This is a genomic window from Kribbella yunnanensis (assembly GCF_039529655.1).
In the GTDB taxonomy this organism is placed as follows: Bacteria; Actinomycetota; Actinomycetes; order Propionibacteriales; family Kribbellaceae; genus Kribbella; species Kribbella yunnanensis.
This window is the reverse complement of the sequence record NZ_BAAANF010000016.1, coordinates 50959-70294: the sequence shown is the minus strand read 5'-3', so window position 1 is coordinate 70294 and position 19336 is coordinate 50959. Positions and strand designations below refer to the sequence as shown.

Sequence of the window (19336 nt, the reverse complement as noted above, 5' to 3'; positions counted from 1 at the left end):
ATGTCTGTCACGCACTCGACCTACACCCTCGAACGCCGCTACCCGGTCCCGATCGAGCGAGTCTTCGACGCCTGGGCCACCCCGGAAGCACGCAAGCGCTGGATGGCCCAAGGAGCCGAGCACTCCCAGGACTTCCGAGTCGGCGGCCACGAAACAGCCAAAGGCTTCGACGGCGAAGGACGCCCGCTGACCTACGAGGCCGAGTACACCGAGATCATCCCGAACGAACGCATCCTCACCACCTCCACGCTCCGCACCGGCGACGTACTCTCCACCGTCTCCGTCACCAGCGTCGAGTTCCACGCCGAAGACGGCGAAACCCTTCTCGTAGTAACCGAACACGGCATGTACCTCCCCGGCCAAGAGAAGCCCGAGTGGCGCGAACAGGGAGCCGCCCAACAACTCGACACCCTCGCCAAAGAGTTCACACCCACATCATCTGAGGATGAGGGTTAGGAGGTGGGGGCCTAGGGATTGGAGGGTTGATTCGTTGAGGTGGTAGGTGACGAAGCGGCCTTGGCGTTCGGCGGTTACGAGGTTGGCTCGGGTGAGGGCTTTGAGGTGGCGGGTTACTTGGGTGGGGTGGAGGTTCCAGAGGGCGGCTATTTCGCCGGCGGTGCGGGGTTCGCTGGCTACAGCTCGGCAGACTTGGAGGCGGTCGGGGGCGGCTAGGGCCTCCAGGCGGGCCTTGACTTGCTGGGCGGTGGGGACGGCGGGGCCGCGGCCGGTGGCGGGGTAGATGACGGTGAGGGGTGCGCCGGGGATCTCGCCCAGGAAGAGGTGGGGGGCGATGTGGTTGCTGGGGATGAGCAGCAGGGAGCGGTCGGACAGGTCGATGCGTTTGTTCTGGACCTTCTGTACGACGGCGCTGTCGCTGTCGCGGATATCAATGGAGCTGTCCAGCGACTGCAGCATCGCCAGTACGCCGTCTCGCACGGCCAGATCGCGGTCTTGGCGGCCACGGGCGGCTAGTGCGTCGCGGGACGAGTCCCACACCTCGTGGAACCAGGTGGACCAGCAAGCGTCCAGTAGGTCGAGGAAACGTCGTACCGGCTCGGCAGGTGCGTCCAGCAACGACTCAACGAGTGAGGCGACCGCACGGCCACGCGAACGCGACCAGTGCCGTACGGCGTCGAGGTCGACCTCGCGACTGCTCAGTGGACGACCCCGCAGCGGGCGCACTAGCTCAGCGGCCAGGTCTTCGGGAGCACGTGCACGCAGCGCCGCGATCTCGTCGGACCACGACGGCACTCCGGTCGCGGACGAGGTAGCGAAGAAGCGAGCCCGCACAGCACGCACGGTCCACGTCCACTGGGACAGCTCGTCGCGCAACGCAGCGGGCAGCGGTACGGCGACAGCCCAGTCCACCCGACTGTGGTGCCGGGGCTCGGCCAGCACGTGGAGGGCGCAGCCGAGCTCGATGAGGGGTGAGGCGACGTGCCGGATGCGTTCTGGTGCGAGCCGGCTGGCACCTGCGAGGACTGTGGGCACTACTTGAGCTTGAACTGCAGCTCGGTGTCCCAGTCCGCCATGTCCGGCACCTCACGCGGATCGGACAGGTAGATCTCCAGCCGCGACACCCACTTGTCGCCGTGAGCGTCCCACTCGACCCCCTCAGCCTCGCCCCAGGCGAGCAGGTCGCGCGTAGCGTCCAGCAGACCATCCGGGTGACCATGGTGCGACACAGTGGCGTACCGCCCGGCCGGAAGCACGCCAGTGACGATTTCGCCCTCACCGGCATGCAGATCGTCCACCGGGAAGCCGATCTCCATCACGAGACCGGCTTCCATGTCGACCACGTCGTACTTGAAGAACGGTGCGTCGTTCGGCGCGATCTCTCGCGCTGCGAGCCAGCGGATCACCTCGTGCAGCCGGTCCGCGAACGCACTGATGCCGTCCATCGGCACGGTCCCCCGCAGCGCGACGTACGGCCGCTCTGCCAGCTCGACGATCTCCGGCATCACACAGTCCTCCCACTCGCCAATGCGCTCAGACTCAACCTAACGCTTGGAGGATGGCATAGGTGTTCTGATACTCACGCCAGCCCGCGATGAGCCCGTCCCGCACCCGCAGTACGCCGACGAATCGCGCCGCGGCTCGCTCACCAGTCACCGGGTGCGGGCCCGCCAGCTCGTACTCCACCACGGCGACCTCCGGATCCGTCGTCTCGTGCAGGGTCAAGACCGTGAACTGGTCGAGCTGCACCGGGAAAGCCGCCCGCGCAGGCACCGCGTGCGCGAGCCAGGCCTCGCGACCGTCCCAGCGCGTCGGTCCGCCCGCCGCGAACGGCGACTCGATCACCACATCCTCGGCGAGCAGCGAGTCCATCGCCGCCGGATCACCGGTCCAGCCCTGGCCGAGACTCTCGACGATCGTTCGCAGATCAGACATCGCAACCTCCAAAGATGAGTGGTGGCTCAGGTTGCCTCGACTATAGTGAGTGTCCACTCATATTCCAAGGGGGAGACAGGATGGCATTGCGAGCGGACGCAGCACGCAACCGGGCCGCCATCCTGGCCGCCGCGTCCGAAGCGTTCGCCGAGCACGGGCCGAAGGCGACCACCGAACAGGTCGCCCAGCAGGCCGGAGTAGCCATCGGAACTGTGTTCCGGCACTTCGCGACCAAGGACGACCTGCTGGTCGCGATCATGAAGGAGTCACTGAAGCGACTCGCTACCCTGGCGGACGAATCCACGTTGGCCGAGTTCTTCACAGCAGTGGTCGACGAAGCCGCCCGGACCAGGATGGTCGTCACCGCACTGGGCGAGTCACGCCTCGACATCGGCGACGCCCTGCGCGGACTCACCGACAGCGTCAGCCGGCTGCTCGAGCAGGCGAAGGCCGCCGGTGAGGCCCGGTCCACCGTTCAGGTGGACGAGGTGATGGCGCTCCTCACGGCGGCGACCTACGCAGCTCGGCAATCTTCTTGGACGACGGACCTTCGGCAGCGGACGCTGGCCGTCATCCTCCGAGGCCTGCGTTAGCGAGACCACGGCGGCTGGACGGTGCTGCCGTCAGCCATGGTGCCGGTGAAGCCGGCGGTGATGACGACCTGGATCTCGGCGTGCCCCTCGCCCAGGTTGGTGATGCCGATGGGCTCACCGGCCGGGACGATCAGGGAGTCACCGGCGGTGAGCTTCTCCCCGTCCGGGGTGATCTGGACAGTGCCGCTGAGGACGACGAAGACCTCGTCCGCGTCCAGGGTGTGCGGTGCGTCGACCACGAACCCGGGATCGACCCGCAACCGCCAGGTGCAGACGCTGGGCGAACCGAGGCTCGGCGCGGCCTGCACGGTGAACTCGAGTCCGGGTGCCTGCATTTTCGGCGCGTCGGCCGCACGTACGACTGGCATGGAATCCCCTCCGATATTTAGTCAAGTCAGCTTGACCAAGCTGACTTGACTATCATGACCGGTATGACGGATTTGGGCAAGCTTGATTTCGGGATCCTGCTGTTGCTGGCCGAGCAGGAGTTCGTCCGCGGGCTGCGCGCCTCGACCGCGGAGCAGGGATTCACCGACCAGGGCAGGTCGGACGGCTTCGTACTGCGCACACTCGGCGAGGGGCCGACGACGATCAGCGCGATGGCGGAGCGCCTGGAGATCACCAAGCAGGGCGCGAGTCAGCTCGCGGACGACATGGAGCGGCGTGGGTACGTCGAACGCCGCCCCGACCCGTCGGACGCCCGGGTGCGGCTCCTGCACCTGACCGATCGCGGTGAGGCGGCGCTGAAGGCGGCCCGGAAGTACCACCAGGCCTACGAACGCCGGCTGCGCACGCGCTTCGGCGACCAGGCCGTCGACGGACTACGCGACGTACTGGCCGCCATGGCGGGTGAAGCCGAGGTCATCACCCCGCACTTCCGAGCGCTGATGTTCTAGCTGAAGTACTGCTCTAGCTGAAGTACTGGGGGAACAGGTCGTTCGTCGGCCAGGTCCGGACGCCGTTGGCGGCTTTCCACATGGCTGCGTCGATATCGCCGTACGACTTGCCGGACGCGTCGTCGCGCCGGTTGAACAGCACTGCCCAGCTCATGCCGTTGTACGTGCGCACCAGCAGTGTGGACGTGCCCGGCATGCTCCCGGTGTGCCAGGTGTTGCGACCGGTACCACCTGTCGTGACCGGACGCACGTGCCACCCCAGGCCGTAGTACCAGCCACCGGGATCCATACCGGTCTCCGGCTTCGACCAGACCCGACCCAGCGACGTACTGTTCAGCACTGCGCTCGGTGCGTCGAACATCTTCGCCCACCGGACCAGATCCGGCGCACTGGCGATCCAGCCGCCGTTGGCATCCTGCGTGCGCATGCTGAACGTCCCGTACGGCGCTGCGACCGTCGAGCCGGTGTTGTTGAGCACCGTCTTGCCGGTGTACTGCGATTCGTACGACATCTCACCGGTGTGCTTGGCAATGCTCCAGCCGAGCGCCATCCGCTTGATCTTGAGCGGGGCCAGCAGCTTCTGCTTGACGTAGGCCTCGTAGCTCAGCCCGGACACCTTCTCGATCACGCGGCCGGCCAGCAGGTACCCGAAGTTCGAGTACGAGTACTTCGTCCCCGGTGCGACGTCGAGCTTCTGGCTCTTCATGTACTTGATGACGTCCGCGTGCTTCAGCTCCATCGGTACGCCGAGCGCCTGCGCGATCGCCGCGTCCTTGAAGTTCGGGTCACCGGAGACAGCGCGGTCCCAACCGCCCAGGTGCTGCAGCAGCCGCCAGAGGGTGATGTTCGACCAGCGCGGATCGACGGGCGCGGTGATGCCGAGGATGTCGACGACCTTCGAGGCGAGCTTCAGCTTGCCGTCCTGCTCGAGGCGCAGGATCGCGGCGGCCGTCAACGACTTCGACAGGCTCGCGATCCGGAACAGCGACGTCGGCTGGACGACGGTCGCGTTCGCACTGTAGCCGCGGGCAAGCACCAACCGGCCCTTGTAGGTAACGGCGAGCTGACCGGCCGTCACCCCACGCGCCTGCATGAACGTCTTCATCTGGTTGTCGAACCCGGCCAGTGCAGGGACCGCGGTCCCGGTCACCTTCCAGGTCGCGGCGTCGGCCGCGACCCCTACCGCGACTCCGATCCCGGCGGCCGCTCCGGTCGCGACAGTGAGTTTCCCGAGATTCCGGCGGGACAGTTCCACAGAGGTGACTCCTTCAATGGCAGGCGGATGCCATCGAACCCTATAAACCCGTCGGTCCATTAGCGTGCAGAGGGTGAAGAAGACAGCCACCGCCTTCGCTGCAGCCGTCGCCCTAGCCTTGCTGTCCGCCGTCCAGCCAGCACAAGCCGGTACGCCGGACGCCGGGCTGGCGCGCGATTCGGTGCGGACCGGGCTGTCCGGGGTGCCGTTCTACATGGTGATGATCGACCGGTTCGCGAACGGTGATCCGGGCAACGACCGCGGCGGCGTACCGGGTGATCGGCTGGTGAACGGCTTCGACCCGACCGACAAGCAGTTCTTCCACGGTGGCGACCTGAACGGGTTGACAGGCAAGGTGGATTACCTGGCCGGGCTCGGGGTGAAGGCGGTCTGGGTCAATCCCCCGTTCCGCAATCGCTGGGTGGTCGACTTCGGCGCGGCTGGCGCCTTCGCGGCGTACCACGGGTATGCGATCACCGACTTCACCAGCTTCGATCCGCACTTCGGGACGGCGGCGGAGATGCGAGAGTTCGTCGACAAGGCGCATACCCGCGGGATCAGGGTGTTCTTCGACATCACCGCGGGCTACACCGCCGACGAGATCACCTTCGACGGGGCGCATCCGTACAAGACGCTCGCGGAGACGCCGTACCGGGATGCCAACGGCAAGCCCTTCGACATCAAGGCAGTCGCGGGCCGGCCGGACTTCCCGAAGCTCTCGGCCGAGACTTCCTTTCCGTACAAGCCGATCGTCAACCACCCGACACTGAAGAAGCCGGACTGGCTGAACGATCCGACGCTCTACCACAACCGCGGCGAGGCGGCCGTGTTCGAAGGTGAGCAACTCGAGTACGGCGACTTCTTCGGACTCGACGACCTGATGACCGAGCACCCGCGCGTGGTCGCCGGGATGGAGCAGATCTACTCGTCATGGATCGACACGATGAACATCGACGGGTACCGGGTCGACACCACCAAGCATGTGAACGACGAGTTCTGGCAGGCGTTCGCGCCGGCGATCCAGCGGCATGCCGTTGCCCAGGGCAAGAAAGACTTCTTCGTCTTCGGTGAGGTCTACAGCGGCGACCCGCTGCTCACGTCGCACTACACGACGGACGCGAAGATGCCCGCCGTACTGGACTTTCCGTTCCAGGGTGCGGCTCGGTCGTTCCTCGCGGGGAAGGGTGCGGCAGACCTCGGTCGGGTCGCGGACGCCGACGATCTGTACACCGATGCGGACTCGAATGCGTACTCGTTGACCACGTTCGTCGGGAACCACGACATGGGCCGGTTGTCGACGATGCTGAAACAGGATCGGCCGGGGATGACCGAGCAGGAGTGGCTGGCGCGCGTGAAGCTCGGGAACGAACTGCTGTACCTGTGGCGCGGGAATCCGGTCGTGTACTACGGCGACGAGCAGGGTTTCGCCGGGGTCGCGGGTGATGCGGAGGCGCGGCAGGACATGTTCCCGTCGAAGGTGCCGGACTTCGTCGACCAGGACCAGGTCGGGACCGACCGGACACCAGGTGACGGCAACTTCGACCCGAATCACCCGCTGTACAAGCAGTTGGCCGACCTCGCGCACTTCACCGCCGCCGACCCGGTCTGGAAACGCGGCAACCAGGTACTGCGACTGGGCGATGGTGACGTGGTCGCGTTCAGCCGGATCGATCGCGAGTCCGGTCGCGAGTACGTCGTCGCCGCCAACGCATCCACGGTCGCGGAAACAGTCGCCGTACCGGTGGGGGCAGCCGGACGATACGACCGCATCCGCCCGAGCGTCGACCAAGCATTCAGCTCAGCAGTCGGAGACCGCAAACTCCAGCTGACGATCCCACCCCTCAGCACAGTCGTCTACCGCAGCAGCAAGCCGCTACCGCCGGCCCCCACCGGCCCTCGACCAACGCTTGCCCTTGGCAACAACACGACCGACGGTCGCACCGCACTGATCGCCAGCGTGCCCGATCAGCCTTACGCCCAAGCCACGTTCGCGGCCCGCGTCAACGGCCGGTGGCAGATCCTCGGCACCGACGACGCAGCGCCGTACCGGGTCTACGCCAAGACCAAAGCCACGCAGTACCGCGTCGTGGTGAAGGATCGCCAGGGCCGGATCGGCTCGGCGGACCTACGCCCCTGATTCCGGGCGCAGTCCGTCCAGGATCAGCGCGAGCATCCGCGGCGACCGCTCGTCGGACGCCCGCCAGAGCGCGGCGGTCAGCGCGAGGAAATCGCCCGCGTCGGCATCGGCGCGGATCGTCCCGTCGCGCTGCCCGGCCTCGAGGAGTGTGGTGATCGCGCCGATCACCGGCTCGTACGTCTGCTCGGTGATCGCCTGCCGCGTGGCCGGGCCGAGCGCGTCACCCAGGCCGTGCTTCCGGCGCATCGCGTCGACCAGCCCGGTGGTCCACTGCCGGAGCGCTTCCAGCGGCGGCAACTCAGCCAACAACTCCGGCACCGCATCGAGAATGCGCTCCACCTCGTCCTGATAGACGGCGAACACCAGCGCCTCCCGAGTCGGGAAGTTCCGGTACAGCGTGCCGGCCCCGACCCCGGCGCGCTGGGCGACCTGGTTCATCGAGGTGGACCCGTCGTCGAGGAAGGCCGCGCGAGCCGCCGCGAGGATGCGTTCCCGGTTCTCCCGAGCGTCCGAACGAACCACAAGACTCCTCGCCTTGATAAGTGGAGAGCTCTCCACTACCGTATCTGGAGAACTCTCCACATAGCTTAGAGGAGCATCATGAGGACGGACAAGGTTTTGGTGACCGGCGGGTCGGGGTTCATCGCCGGCTGGTGTGTGCTGGCCCTGCTGGAGGCCGGGTACGACGTCCGGACGACGGTACGACGTCTCGACCGCGCGACCGCATTGCGCGCTCAGCTGCATGCGGCGACCGACTTCGAGGACGCGCGACTGAGCGTCGTACAGGCGGATCTGCAGAGCGATGACGGCTGGGCGGACGCGGTGGCCGGCTGTGAGTACGTCCTGCACGTCGCCTCGCCGACCCTGCGCAGCACGCCGGAGAGCGAGGAGTCGATGGTCTCGGCGGCTCGGGACGGCGTACTGCGGGTCCTGCGGGCCGCTCGCGACGCGGGGGTCCGCCGGGTGGTGCTGACCAGCGCGTTCGGTGCGATCGGCTACGGGTATCCGCGGCGGCCGACGCCGTTCACCGAGGCGGACTGGTCGAACGTCGACGCCGGCATCCCGCCGTACCAGAAGTCGAAGACGCTCGCCGAGCGGGCGGCCTGGCAGTTCATCGAGGAGCAGGGCAACGGTCTCGAACTGGCGGCCGTGCATCCGACCGCCGTGCTCGGCCCGGTCCTCGGCCCGGACGATCCGCCCTCGTTGCGGACGATCCGCGCCATGCTCGAAGGCGCCTTGCCGGCCTGCCCGCCGTTCGCGACCAGCTGGGTCGACGTCCGCGACGTGGCGGACCTGCACCTGCGCGCGATGACCGACCCGGCCGCGGCGGGCGAACGCTGGCTTGCCTCCGCCGGTCCCAGCCTGCGCATCGTCGAGGTCGCCCGCATCCTGCGCTCGCGGCTCGGGGACCGCGCGGCGCAGGCTCCGAGCCGCGAGCTGCCACTCCCGCTCGCGCGCGTACTCGCCCGGTTCGGCGGCCCGCTGCGCGCGCTGCGGCCGCAGCTCGGTCAGGACTTCAACGCCACCAGTGCCAAGGCGGAGCGGCTCCTGGGCTGGCGGTCACGCCCGATCGAGGACACGATCGCCGAGACCGCCGAAAGCCTGCTCAGCCACGGAATCGGTCAGGACTCGTCGACCACCGCGGCGTAGGCGATGACACCACGGCGGATCTGCTCGACGACCTGGCGTGCCGTGTGGCGAAGCGGGGTGTCGCCGGCCGCGTCGGCCACCTGTTCGGTGAGGTCGATCAGCTGCTTGGTCCAGCGGACGAAGTCACCGGCGGCCAGGTCCGACTCGTAGAGGACCTCGGCGAGCGAGGCACCGGCCGACCAGCGGAAGGCCGGCCAGCAGAAGCCGAGGTCCATCGAGCGCAGGAAGTCGACGCGCATGTCCCGCTCCAGCGCCGACAGCTCGCGCCAGATCTGGCCCATCTTCTCCAGCGCCGGGCGGACGTCGCCGCGCGGCAGGCGCGGTGAGGTTGGCTCGTCCTTGGAACGTGACTCGTAGACGAGCGCAGCCAATGCCGCCGCCAGCTCGGGCACGGTGAGGTCGTCGAAAACACCCTGCCGCAGGCACTCGGCTGCGACCAGGTCGAGCTCGGTGTAGATCCGGGCCAACCGGTCGCCGGCCTCGGTTGTCTTGTCGCCGTCGAGGTAGTGCAGGGCGTCGAGCACCTGGCAGACCCGGTCGAACTGGCGGGCGATCGTGTTCGTCCGCTGCTCGATCTTGCGCTGGACGTCACGGTTCTCCCGGTCGAGCCGGAAGTACCGCTCGGCCCAGCGGGCGTGGTCCTCGCGGTCGGAGCAGCCGTGGCACGGGTGTGCGCGCAGCTGCGCCCGCATCTCCTGCAGCTCCGGGTCGTCCGCGTGGCTGACGACATCGCGGCCGCGGGTGCGCGACGGCGGTCCGTCCTCGCCGAGCATGTCGGTCCGAACCCGCAGCACCTGCGCCAGCTCACGCCGCTGCTGCGGATTGCGGGCGTTGAACTTCTTCGGGATCCGCAGTGAACTGATCGCCTCGACCGGGGTCGGGAAGTCGATCATCGACAGCTTCCGCACCTGCCGGTCCAGCGTCAGCACGGTCGGCCGCGGTCCTTCGCGCTCCGATCGCATGCCCGCGTCGAGGACCAGCGCCCAGCCCGCACTGCGGCCGGCCGGGATCCGGATCACGTCGCCCATCTTCAGCTTCTCGATCGACTCCTGCGCCTCGACCCGGCGGTCCTGCTTGCGCGCCTTGGACCCCGAGGACTCGCGATCCCCGATCCGGCGGCGGAGAGCGGCGTACTCGAGGAAGTCGCCGAGGTGGCAGTCGATCGACTCCTTGTAGCCCTCGAGCGCCTCGGTGTTGCGCTGCACCTGGCGCGCGAGCCCGACCACGGCCTGGTCGGACTGGAACTGCGCGAACGACAGCTCGAGCATGTCGCGCGCACGCGTCCGCCCGACCTGGCGGACCAGGTTCACGGCCATGTTGTACGACGGGGAGAACGACGACCGCAGTGGATACGTACGAGTGGATGCGAGCCCGGCCACCGCCCGCGGATCGAACCCGGGCTGCCACAGCACGACCGCATGTCCTTCGACATCGATCCCGCGCCGCCCGGCCCGCCCGGTGAGCTGCGTGTACTCCCCCGGGGTGATGTCGACGTGCGCCTCACCGTTCCACTTGCTCAGCTTCTCCAGTACGACGGTGCGCGCCGGCATGTTGATGCCCAGGGCAAGCGTCTCGGTCGCGAACACGACCTTGATCAGCCCGCGCGCGAACAGCTCCTCGACGACCTCCTTGAACGCCGCCAGCATGCCCGCGTGGTGCGCCGCGATCCCGCGGCTGAGCGCCTCGGAGAAGTCGTGGTACCCGAGCACGCCGAGGTCCTCGTCCGGCAGGTCGACGGTGCGCTCGGCCAGCACCCGCTTGATCTCGTCGCGCTCGGCCGGTTTGGTCAGTCGTAGGCCGGAGCGCAGGCACTGCAGCATCGCGTCCTCGCAGCCCTTGCGCGAGAAGATGAAGAAGATCGCCGGCAGCAGCGCGCCCGCGTCCAGCTCCTCGACCACATCGGACCGGTACGGCGTGAAGTGCGAGCGCTGCGGGCGATTCTTCGGCAGGTCGCGACGCCGGCGCGGTTTACGCGAGTCGTCGCGGAAGATCCGGTTGTCGTCGCGGGCGATCTTGACCAGCTGCGGATTCACCAGATCACGCAGATCGGTGGCAGTGCCCTGCCCCGCGGCCTTGGCCGGGTTCCCCGAGCGATTCGGACGACCGGCCGACGGACCGAATTGCGCTTGCACGCCGGCCCCAACCGTCGGCGTCTCACCGGCGAACAGGTCGTGCAGCCGCTTCCCGACCATCACATGCTGGAACAGCGGCACCGGCCGCTTCTCCTCCAGCACGACGACCGTGTTACCGCGGACGGTCGCCAGCCAGTCGCCGAACTCCTCGGCATTGCTGACGGTCGCGGACAGCGACACCACCGACACCGAGTCCGGCAGGTGGATGATCACTTCCTCCCAGACCGCCCCGCGAGCCCGGTCGGCCAGGTAGTGCACCTCGTCCATCACCACGTACGACAGGCCGAGCAGTGTCCGAGAACCGGCGTACAGCATGTTCCTGAGGACCTCGGTGGTCATCACGACGATCGGGGCCTCGGAGTTGACCGAGTTGTCCCCGGTCAGCAGTCCGACCTGATCCGCGCCGTACCGGCTGACGAGATCGGCGTACTTCTGGTTGCTCAGGGCCTTGATCGGTGTCGTGTAGAAGCACTTCTGACCCCGCTGGAGCGCCAGGTGCACGGCGAACTCGCCGACCAGAGTCTTCCCGGACCCGGTCGGCGCGGCCACCAGGACCTGGTGGCCGTCCTCCAACGCTGCGCAGGCGCGGAGCTGGAACTCGTCCAGTGCGAAGTCATACAGCCCGCGGAACTCCTTCACCGCAGGATGCTCCTGGTCCGAGCGGAAAGTTGCGTACTTCTCGGACGGGGTGCTCATGGCTACACACTATTCGACCGCTCCCCCAAAAACCCACGCCCATCAAACCAGGCACGGTCCCTGCGGTCAGCCGATGTGGTAGCTGTCGCCGTAGACCTTCCAGTCCAGCGGGGTGTTGAGGTCGAGGTTGCCGTTGCGGAGCCAGACGCGCTGCGCGGTATCGACGCGGCTGGTGTCGCTGTGTGCCTCTTCCTGCTTCATGGCCCAGACCCGGGCGTCCAGGAAGGCGTTCAGCCAGGTGGTCTCGTTACCACCCTGCGCCGGCGGCTTCGCCTTGCCGAGAGCGCGCTTGCGGATGTTCCGGAAGCTGGTCGAGTCGCCGCCGTCGCCGTGCATGACGATGGCGTCGTAGTACGCGAACTGACCGAGGGCGCGAACGCCGTCGGACTTGCCCTGGGAGACGGCCGGCCGGAAGTAGACCCGGTCGCGCTCGTCGTTCTGGCACTGCTGGAAGACGGTGTCCTTGGCGGCCGTCGCCCAGTCCCTGGTGTAGTTCGGGTCGAGCCCGTCGTGCGAGTCGCTGCCGTCCACCTCGCGGAGCGCCGGGAGGTACTTCTGCAGGATGTTGCCGGACTTGCGCTGCGAGTACAGCTCGACCAGCTCGAGCATGTCGTGGGTGCCCGAGCAGAACCCGATGATGCCCGCGGTGTAGCCACGGCCGTCGTCGATGTCCTCGATGTACTTGTAGTAGTTCTTCCAGTTCAGCGACGAGTTCTCCGCGCTGCAGACGACCTTCATCGCGATCTCCTTCTTCGCGGGATCGTCGAGGTTGACAGCCTGCACGGCGGCGTCGGCCGAGGATGCGTAGCGGGTGACCAGAGCGGTGGCCGGGACGGCGGCGAGGCCGAGACCGAGCAGCAGAGTGCTCCGGCGAGTGGGGCGGTACTCCATGTCTTCCTCCGAGGGGGCGTCCGGAAGTGAACTTAACTGATAGGAAGCTTTACTATCAGATGGAGTGCAGAGCTGAAAACACTTCAGCTCCAAATAGTTTTTCGATCAGGCGCAGTTCGGTCAGGCGAAGACCGACAGCGCGCCCGGCGCGATCGTGACGTCGACCGGGAGCGGGCCCAGCGGCTCACCATCGGCGTACGCCGTGATGCCGGGCGACTCGATCCGCACCGAGCGGCCGCGGAGTGCGCGGACCATCGGGTGCCCGACGTGGGTGCCCTTGGACAGCTTCGGGAACAGCTGCAGCAACGTCAGCCGCGACACCGGCTGGATGATCGTGATGTCGAGCAGCCCGTCGTCGATGACCGCCCCGGCGCAGATCTGCAGTCCCCCGCCGTACGTCGGGCCGGTGCCGACCGCGACCAGCATCGCCGACGTCTCGATCACCTCGTCGTCGACCGTGACGACGTACTGGAGGGGTTTGAAGGTGCGCAGCTCGGCCAGTGTGGCGACTGTGTAGCGGGAGTTGCCCTTGGGCCACGTCATCGCGTTGGCGCGCTTGTTCACCAGCGAGTCGAAGCCGCCGGCCACGACGGTGGTGATGAATTCGTCCTTCGCGACGGCCAGATCGACCGTGCGGGTGTTGCCGGCCACGATCAGGTCGGCCGCCGCGGTCGGGTCCTTCAACGGCAGGCCGAGGCCGCGGGCGAAGTCGTTGCCGGTCCCGGCCGGGATCACGCCGAACGGCATCCCCGACTTGGCCAGCACCTGAGCCCCGAGGTGGATCGTGCCGTCACCACCGACCAGCGCGACCGCGTCCGCACCGGAGGCGATCACCTCGGCCGAGATCCGGCCGACATCCTCGGCGCAGGTCGTCTGGTAGCTCTCGACGGTCAGACCGGCCGATTCCAGCCGCGCCTGGACCACCGGAGCCACCCGGGCACCCAGTCCTCTGCCGCTGGTGGGGTTCACCACCAGCGCGATCTTGCGGGCCATCAGGCTTCCAGCAGTTCGTCGTTCTTGCGTCGCCGGCGGCGGTCGTTCAGCCGGGCGACGATCTCGGCGCCGAAGAACAGCAGACACATCGGCACGGCCAGGAACATCAGCGAGAACGGGTCACCCGACGGGGTCGCGATCGCACCGAAGAGGAAGATCGACAAGATGATGTACGGCCGGAACTTCGCCAGCGCCGTCGCGGGGACGATGCCGAGGATGTTCAGCAGCACCACCACCAGCGGCAGCAGGAACGCGATCCCGAACACCAGCATCGTGCGCAGCACGAAGTCCAGGTACTCCGGCAGGGTGATCAGGTTCTGGGCGAAGCTCGGGGTGAAGCCGATCAGGATCTCGATGCCCTTGGGCAGTGTCCAGTAGGCGACCCAGATGCCGGCCGCGAACAGCGGGGTGGCGATCGCGGCGAACAGGTACGCCCACTTCTTCTCACTGCGGTGCAGCCCGGGCGCGATGAACGCCCACAGCTGGTACAGCCAGACCGGGCTGGACAGGATCAGGCCGAACACCATCGAGATCTTGATCTGGAAGGTGAACGGCGAGGTCACCGAGTTGAAGGTGAGCTCCGGCCGCTTACCGCCGTTGTTACTGGCGATCAGGTCGGCGACGCCTTCGTCGAAGGGCTTCTTCAGGAACGCCAGCGCGTGGTCGTAGAAGATGTAGCCGAGGATCGACATCAGCACGATCGCGAGCACCGCGATGGCCAGCCGGTTGCGGAGCTCGGTGATGTGCTCGCGCAGGGTCATCCGACCCTCTTCGTCCTTCGGGCGGCGCTCCTTCTTCTCCTTGCGTCGCCCGAACCTCACCATCGACAAGACGTACTACTCGGCTCAGTTGGCCGTGTGCGGCGGCAGGCCTTCACCGGGCGCCTGGCCGTTGGCCTGGTTCGGCTGGGCCTGGGCCTGGGCCTGCGGGGCCGCCTGCTGCTGCACAGGGGTCTGGGCCGGCGGCGTGCTCGCCTCTCCGGTCAGCTCCGCGTCCTTCTTGCGGGGGCCGACCTCTTCCTCCCAGATCTTCTTCGACTTGCCCAGCTGGCGGACCAGGGCGGGCAGCTTGGTCGATCCGAAGAGCAGGACGACGATCGCGAGGACGACCAGCCACTCTGCGCCCGAGGGCATCGTGATGAGCGGGTTCATGTCGGTCTCCCTTTCACAGAACTTCTACTCGTGGCTCACGCCGGAGAATTCGAGACGGATACTACGCCCGGACCCGGTCCTCCGACATTGCAGCGTCCAGCTTGGACTGAGCGGCGCCCAACTCTCGCAGCAGCGCCTTGGACTTGCCCCACAACTTCTTCGCCAGCAGAGCGAGGACCAGGAGCCACACCGCCACCACCGCAAGGAAGAGCAAGAGCCAGTACATACCAAGGAGCCTAGCCGGTTCCCGGGCACCGCCCACGTCGCCCGGGGCGTCCCGCCCGACAACGGTGTCGGAACGTGATGGTAAAACCAGGTGTCCGGCAGGCAGGTGAGGGGACGGAATGCGGCAGATCGGGGTCGAGGAGCGGCGGGCACGGATTGGGCGCCGGCACCGGCTGGCAGCGTCAAGCCAGGCGGCGAACGCGGCGGAGGCGGCCGCGGCGATGGTCGCGTTGCACGCCACCGACCCGGCCACCGTGCACCTGTCCGTCGCCGCCAGAGTGCCCGGCAGTGACGTCGCCGCTACAGAGCGTGCCTTGTACGACGAGCGGTCGCTGATCCGGATGCTCGGGATGCGCCGGACGGTGTTCGTCGTACCGACGTCGTTCGGGCCGATCGTTCAAGCGGCCTGTGCGGACGACATCGCGGTCAAACAGCGCAAGCTGCTGGTCAAACACCTCACCGAGGCCGGAGTGGCCGGTGACGCGGAGTCCTGCGGCACGTGGCTGCGGGCGGTCGAGGAGTCCACTGCGACCGCGCTGGCGCTGCGTGGCTCAGCCACCGCTCAAGAGTTGTCAGCCGACGAGCCCCGGCTGCGGACCCGGCTCAGCATGGCGGAGGGCAAGGCGTATGCCGCAGCGCCGTACGTGACCAGTCGGGTGCTGTTCCAGCTAGCTGTCGAAGGCCGGATCGTGCGCGGCCGACCACTCGGCACCTGGCTGAGCAGCCAGCACCAGTGGTCTCCTGCGGAGGACTGGCTGGCAGGCGGCCTAGGCGACAAGCCGGTTGCCGAGGAGGCACGAGTAGCCCTGGCACGAGCGTGGCTGACGTCGTTCGGGCCGGGGACGGCTGCTGACCTGCAGTGGTGGGCCGGGTGGACAGGTGGTCAGACGAAGAAGGCCCTGGCTGCGGTGGAGGCAGTGGCGGTCGATCTGGACGGCCAGGTCGGCTATGTCCTGCCCGGTGACGAGGAGCCTGAGGTCCCGGTCGAGCCGTGGGTGGCGTTCCTGCCTGCACTCGACCCGACGCCGATGGGCTGGAAGGACCGCGGCTGGTACCTCGGTGCGCACAAGGCGAGGCTCTTCGACACCACCGGCAACATCGGCCCGACAGTCTGGGCGGACGGCCGGATCATCGGCGGCTGGGGCCAGCCGGAGTCAGGTGAGGTGCGTTTCCAGCTCCTCGAGGACGTCAGCGACGAGACCGAGGCGCTGGTCGAGGCGGAGGCAGCCCGGTGGACCACTTGGCTGGCCGGAGTCCGTGTGACACCGCGTTTCCGGGTCCCCCTGGAGCGACAGCTCAGCCAGGGCTAGACGTCGTACGCCGACAGTGCTTCGCGGGCCGTCTCAGCGATCTGACTGCTCAGGTCGGGCGGATCGAGCACAGTCGCCGCACCGCCGAGTCGGAGCACCAGACGCTGCAACCAAGCGATGTCGGCGACCCGCAGCTTGACGACGAGTGAGCCTTCGGGGCCCTCCTCGACCGACTCGTTCGGGTAGTACTCCGCGACCCAGCGGGCCGGGGGCGCGAGCCGGATCGTGGCCAGCAGGTCCCGCTCGGACGGCTGGAACATGCCGTTCGACAGGTCGCGCGGAGTCGCCTCCGGCGGCGGCTCACTCGGCAGGTCGAGCAGTTTGACGGCAGCGATCCGGTCCAGCCGGAACAGCCGGACGTCCTCGGCCAGCCGGCACCACGCCTCCAGGTAGCTGCGCCCGTCCGACACAACCAGCCGCATCGGGTCCACATCCCGCTCAGTGGTCTCGTCCCGCGACGGTACGTCGTACGTGAGGTGCAGGCGGCGTTTCCCGGCCAGGCCCCGGTTCACCGTCTCAGCGATCTCCGGTGCGGCCGGCTCGACATGCACATGCGCGGCAGAGCCCTCATGGGCCGCCGCAGCCTCACCAGCGGCACGCTCCAGCTTGGCGATCGCCCGGTCGACCGCATCCCGGTCCTGACCGGCAGTCACCTCGCGCAGCGTCCGCAGCGCGGTCAGCAGTGCGAGCGCCTCGTCGGCTGCCAGCCGCAGCGGCCGTGCCAGGTAGTCGGCGTTGTTGATGTGAATGACGCCTTCGCCCTCGGCGGACTCGATGTCGATCTCGATCAGATCGCCCATCTGCGCACCGGGCAGACCGCAGAACCACAACACCTTCAGGTCCGCGAGGATCTGCTTCGGCCGGACGCCGAACTCCTTCGCGACGTCGTCGACACGGGCTCCGTCGTTCTCCCGCAGGTACGGCACGAGGGCGAGCAGGCGCTGCACCTGATCACGTGCGTTAGACACCGGCCACCGTCCGGAGTCTCCACAGCACACCGTCCAGCACGTCACCAGGGCCCTCGACCACGGCATCCGGACCGTACGACGCAATCTCCTCGGCCAGTACGGCAGAGTCGGCGTACGGGACGTGGAGCAGGTCCCAGCCCTCTTCGTACGGCTCGATGGCGTTGGCGCGGCGACGCAGGCTCACACACGAACCGGTGCGCGCCCGGACCTTCGCCTCCGACGTCGGACGCGGCGGAGCGAGCTCTGCGACGAGGGACCGCAGATCGGTGCCCTCTGGGACTGTGAACGCCCCTGGGTTGCCGACGGTCTTCACGTCGCCGCCGATACGGGACAGCCGGAACATGCGGGTCGCCTCGCGATCACGGTCGCGACCGACGACGTACCAACGGCCGTGCCAGGACACGATGCCCCAGGGCTCCAGCGTCCGCGTCATGGCCTCGGTAGCGCCACTGCGCAGGAACTGGAACCGCACTGCGGTCCGGCTGACGACAGCCGACCAGACGGTGTCGAACGCAGGCTCCGACGCCCCGACATGCGGCTCGATCGCGCTCAGTGCGGACTGGTCGGTCTGGATGCCGGCCGCCTTCAGCTTGAGCACGGCCGAGGTAGTGGCCTCGGACAGCCCCGCGTGCTGCCAGACCCGCGCGGCTACGCCGAGTACGGCGGCCTCGTCCGGCTCCAGCTGCACCTCGGGCAGCTCGAAGACATCCCGGCGGATCCGGTAGCCGACGTCGTCGGAGAAGAACTTGTCGATCGTGCCCATCTCGATCGGGATGCCGAGGTCGCGCAGCTCGTCCTTGTCCCGCTCGAACATCTTCTCGAAGGCGTCGTCGGTCTGGCCCGCGTACCCCTCGACGGCCTCGCGGATGCGCTCCTTGGTCACGTACGTGCGCGCGACAAGCAAGCAGATGACCACGTTGAGCAGTCGCTCACTCTTCCGCGCCGACACCCGTCCACCTTACGGCCTCACAGCGTCAAACCACGCCTCCCCCACCGAACAGGTGTTCGGACGGACTAAGGTCGCCGTGTGATTCGGTGGCGTAGTGGTGTGGTGACGCAGGTCGGGCGAAGCTGGGCGGGCGCGGTCGAAGTGACCGCACTGGTGGGTGAGCAGCCGGTGCGCGCTCTGGCCTACCCAGACCTGGTCGGTACGCCGGTCGCCGGTGACCGCGTGCTGCTGAACGTCGGTGCGCTCGACAAGGGCCTTGGGACCGGCGGCTACGCCCTGGTGGTGGCTCTGCCGGACCGCCTCCCGGAGGACCCGCCTGAGGGCGGCCACCTGGTGAAGGCGCGCTACACACCGCTTCAGGCGATGGTCATGGGCGCGGACGACCAGGAGTCACCGGACCACGACGTACTGCGAGATGCGGACGACCTCTTCGGTACGCCGGTCGTCGTGGCGGACCTGCACTCCGCACTGCCGGCCGTACTGGCCGGGGTGTACGAGGCGCGGCCGAACACTCGGGTCGTCTACGTGATGACGGACGGCGGGGCGCTGCCGATCGCGTTCTCGCGGACTGTGGCCGCGCTGCGCGAGAGTGGCTGGCTGAGCGGCACAGTGACGGTCGGGCAGGCGTACGGCGGTGATCGGGAGGCGGTGACGGTTCACACCGGGCTGCTGACCGCAGTGCACGTGATGGCGGCGGAGGTCGTCGTACTGACACAGGGGCCGGGCAATCTCGGGACTGGGACGCGCTGGGGGTTCAGCGGGGTGCAGTCCGGTGAGGCGGTCAACGCGGTCGAGACCCTCGGTGGGCGAGCAGTCGCGTCACTGCGGATCTCCGAGGCCGATCCGCGTCCGCGACACCGCGGGATCTCGCATCACAGCCTCACCGCGTACGGCCGGGTCGCACTGCAGCCGGCGGACGTCGTCGTACCGGATCTGGACGGCGACTTCGGCGATGCGGTCCGTGACGCCGCCGAACCGCTCAAGGCCCGGCACCGCGTCGTACGGATCGGTGTGGACGGCCTGTACGACGCAATGCAGGCCGCACCGGTCAAGCTGTCCACCATGGGCCGCTCACTCGACGAGGACCGCGCGTACTTCG

At 67.9% G+C, this 19336-nt stretch carries 21 protein-coding genes; 7 read left to right on the top strand and 14 right to left on the bottom strand.

Annotated elements, in window-relative coordinates; translation table 11 throughout:
• Window positions 1–456: an SRPBCC family protein gene (locus ABD231_RS21280; RefSeq protein ID WP_344154560.1), complete on the top strand. Its 456-nt coding sequence runs from the start codon at window positions 1–3 to the stop codon at window positions 454–456.
• Here ABD231_RS21280 and ABD231_RS21275 read toward each other — a convergent pair.
• The 3 genes from ABD231_RS21275 to ABD231_RS21265 are packed head-to-tail and all read right to left on the bottom strand — an operon-like array spanning window position 436 to window position 2391.
• Complete coding sequence (locus ABD231_RS21275) at window positions 436–1491, bottom strand: ArsR/SmtB family transcription factor (protein WP_344154557.1); 1056 nt, start codon at window positions 1489–1491, stop codon at window positions 436–438. The genes ABD231_RS21280 and ABD231_RS21275 overlap by 21 nt on opposite strands.
• A complete protein-coding gene (locus tag ABD231_RS21270) occupies window positions 1491–1961 on the bottom strand; it encodes a GyrI-like domain-containing protein (protein ID WP_344154554.1) in 471 nt (156 codons plus the stop codon). Before ABD231_RS21270 ends, ABD231_RS21275 begins: the two co-directional genes overlap by 1 nt.
• 34 nt (window positions 1962–1995) lie before the next feature.
• The gene (locus ABD231_RS21265; RefSeq protein ID WP_344154551.1) at window positions 1996–2391 is read right to left on the bottom strand and encodes a nuclear transport factor 2 family protein; all 396 of its coding nucleotides are present in this window, start codon (window positions 2389–2391) and stop codon (window positions 1996–1998) included.
• 80 nt (window positions 2392–2471) lie between these two features.
• On the opposite strand from ABD231_RS21265, the gene ABD231_RS21260 reads away from it, so the two are divergent.
• Complete coding sequence (locus ABD231_RS21260; RefSeq protein ID WP_344154548.1) at window positions 2472–2984, top strand: TetR/AcrR family transcriptional regulator; 513 nt, start codon at window positions 2472–2474, stop codon at window positions 2982–2984.
• On the opposite strand, the gene ABD231_RS21255 is transcribed toward ABD231_RS21260, so the two are convergent.
• Window positions 2981–3352, bottom strand: coding sequence for a cupin domain-containing protein (locus tag ABD231_RS21255; RefSeq protein WP_344154545.1), 372 nt, complete (start codon window positions 3350–3352; stop codon window positions 2981–2983). The genes ABD231_RS21260 and ABD231_RS21255 overlap by 4 nt on opposite strands.
• 63 nt (window positions 3353–3415) lie before the next feature.
• On the opposite strand from ABD231_RS21255, the gene ABD231_RS21250 reads away from it, so the two are divergent.
• Window positions 3416–3880 carry a MarR family winged helix-turn-helix transcriptional regulator gene (locus ABD231_RS21250; protein WP_344154542.1) on the top strand — a complete coding sequence of 155 codons (465 nt, stop codon included), beginning with the start codon at window positions 3416–3418 and terminating at the stop codon, window positions 3878–3880.
• A 13-nt stretch (window positions 3881–3893) separates the two neighbouring features.
• Here ABD231_RS21250 and ABD231_RS21245 read toward each other — a convergent pair whose 3' ends face one another.
• Window positions 3894–5135, bottom strand: coding sequence for a serine hydrolase domain-containing protein (locus ABD231_RS21245; RefSeq protein WP_344154540.1), 1242 nt, complete (start codon window positions 5133–5135; stop codon window positions 3894–3896).
• A 73-nt stretch (window positions 5136–5208) separates the two neighbouring features.
• Here ABD231_RS21245 and ABD231_RS21240 point away from each other — a divergent pair, with 73 nt between their 5' ends.
• Window positions 5209–7272 (top strand): alpha-amylase family glycosyl hydrolase, encoded by a 2064-nt coding sequence (locus ABD231_RS21240; protein WP_344154538.1) that lies wholly within the window; start codon window positions 5209–5211, stop codon window positions 7270–7272.
• Here ABD231_RS21240 and ABD231_RS21235 read toward each other — a convergent pair.
• Entirely contained in the window at window positions 7261–7794 is a 534-nt protein-coding gene (locus ABD231_RS21235; protein ID WP_344154535.1) for a TetR/AcrR family transcriptional regulator, read from the bottom strand. The genes ABD231_RS21240 and ABD231_RS21235 overlap by 12 nt on opposite strands.
• A 78-nt stretch (window positions 7795–7872) precedes the next feature.
• Here ABD231_RS21235 and ABD231_RS21230 point away from each other — a divergent pair, with 78 nt between their 5' ends.
• Complete coding sequence (locus ABD231_RS21230; RefSeq protein ID WP_344154532.1) at window positions 7873–8922, top strand: SDR family oxidoreductase; 1050 nt, start codon at window positions 7873–7875, stop codon at window positions 8920–8922.
• Here the strand turns inward: ABD231_RS21230 and ABD231_RS21225 are convergent.
• The 6 genes from ABD231_RS21225 to ABD231_RS21200 form a co-directional block, all read right to left on the bottom strand.
• Window positions 8895–11750 carry a DEAD/DEAH box helicase gene (locus ABD231_RS21225; protein ID WP_344154529.1) on the bottom strand — a complete coding sequence of 952 codons (2856 nt, stop codon included), beginning with the start codon at window positions 11748–11750 and terminating at the stop codon, window positions 8895–8897. The genes ABD231_RS21230 and ABD231_RS21225 overlap by 28 nt on opposite strands.
• Before the next feature lie 66 nt (window positions 11751–11816).
• On the bottom strand, window positions 11817–12641 hold the full coding sequence (locus tag ABD231_RS21220; protein ID WP_344154526.1) for a chitosanase: 825 nt from the start codon (window positions 12639–12641) through the stop codon (window positions 11817–11819).
• A 120-nt stretch (window positions 12642–12761) separates the two neighbouring features.
• Complete coding sequence (locus ABD231_RS21215; RefSeq protein WP_344154523.1) at window positions 12762–13634, bottom strand: diacylglycerol/lipid kinase family protein; 873 nt, start codon at window positions 13632–13634, stop codon at window positions 12762–12764.
• Complete coding sequence (gene tatC / locus ABD231_RS21210; protein ID WP_344154521.1) at window positions 13634–14458, bottom strand: twin-arginine translocase subunit TatC; 825 nt, start codon at window positions 14456–14458, stop codon at window positions 13634–13636. Before tatC ends, ABD231_RS21215 begins: the two co-directional genes overlap by 1 nt.
• A gap of 21 nt (window positions 14459–14479) precedes the next feature.
• Window positions 14480–14785: a twin-arginine translocase TatA/TatE family subunit gene (locus tag ABD231_RS21205; RefSeq protein ID WP_344154518.1), complete on the bottom strand. Its 306-nt coding sequence runs from the start codon at window positions 14783–14785 to the stop codon at window positions 14480–14482.
• Window positions 14786–14846: 61 nt separating this feature from the next.
• On the bottom strand, window positions 14847–15011 hold the full coding sequence (locus ABD231_RS21200; RefSeq protein ID WP_165952621.1) for a hypothetical protein: 165 nt from the start codon (window positions 15009–15011) through the stop codon (window positions 14847–14849).
• A 118-nt stretch (window positions 15012–15129) separates the two neighbouring features.
• Between ABD231_RS21200 and ABD231_RS21195 the strand changes: the two genes are divergently transcribed.
• Window positions 15130–16320 carry a winged helix DNA-binding domain-containing protein gene (locus ABD231_RS21195; protein ID WP_344154515.1) on the top strand — a complete coding sequence of 397 codons (1191 nt, stop codon included), beginning with the start codon at window positions 15130–15132 and terminating at the stop codon, window positions 16318–16320.
• Here the strand turns inward: ABD231_RS21195 and ABD231_RS21190 are convergent.
• Both ABD231_RS21190 and ABD231_RS21185 read right to left on the bottom strand, forming a co-directional pair.
• Window positions 16317–17288 carry a helix-turn-helix transcriptional regulator gene (locus ABD231_RS21190; RefSeq protein ID WP_344154513.1) on the bottom strand — a complete coding sequence of 324 codons (972 nt, stop codon included), beginning with the start codon at window positions 17286–17288 and terminating at the stop codon, window positions 16317–16319. The genes ABD231_RS21195 and ABD231_RS21190 overlap by 4 nt on opposite strands.
• Window positions 17281–18237 carry a helix-turn-helix transcriptional regulator gene (locus ABD231_RS21185; protein ID WP_344154511.1) on the bottom strand — a complete coding sequence of 319 codons (957 nt, stop codon included), beginning with the start codon at window positions 18235–18237 and terminating at the stop codon, window positions 17281–17283. Before ABD231_RS21185 ends, ABD231_RS21190 begins: the two co-directional genes overlap by 8 nt.
• Before the next feature lie 78 nt (window positions 18238–18315).
• Between ABD231_RS21185 and ABD231_RS21180 the strand changes: the two genes are divergently transcribed.
• The coding region (locus ABD231_RS21180) for a DUF3866 family protein (RefSeq protein ID WP_344154508.1) at window positions 18316–19336 on the top strand (1021 nt) is incomplete at its 3' end.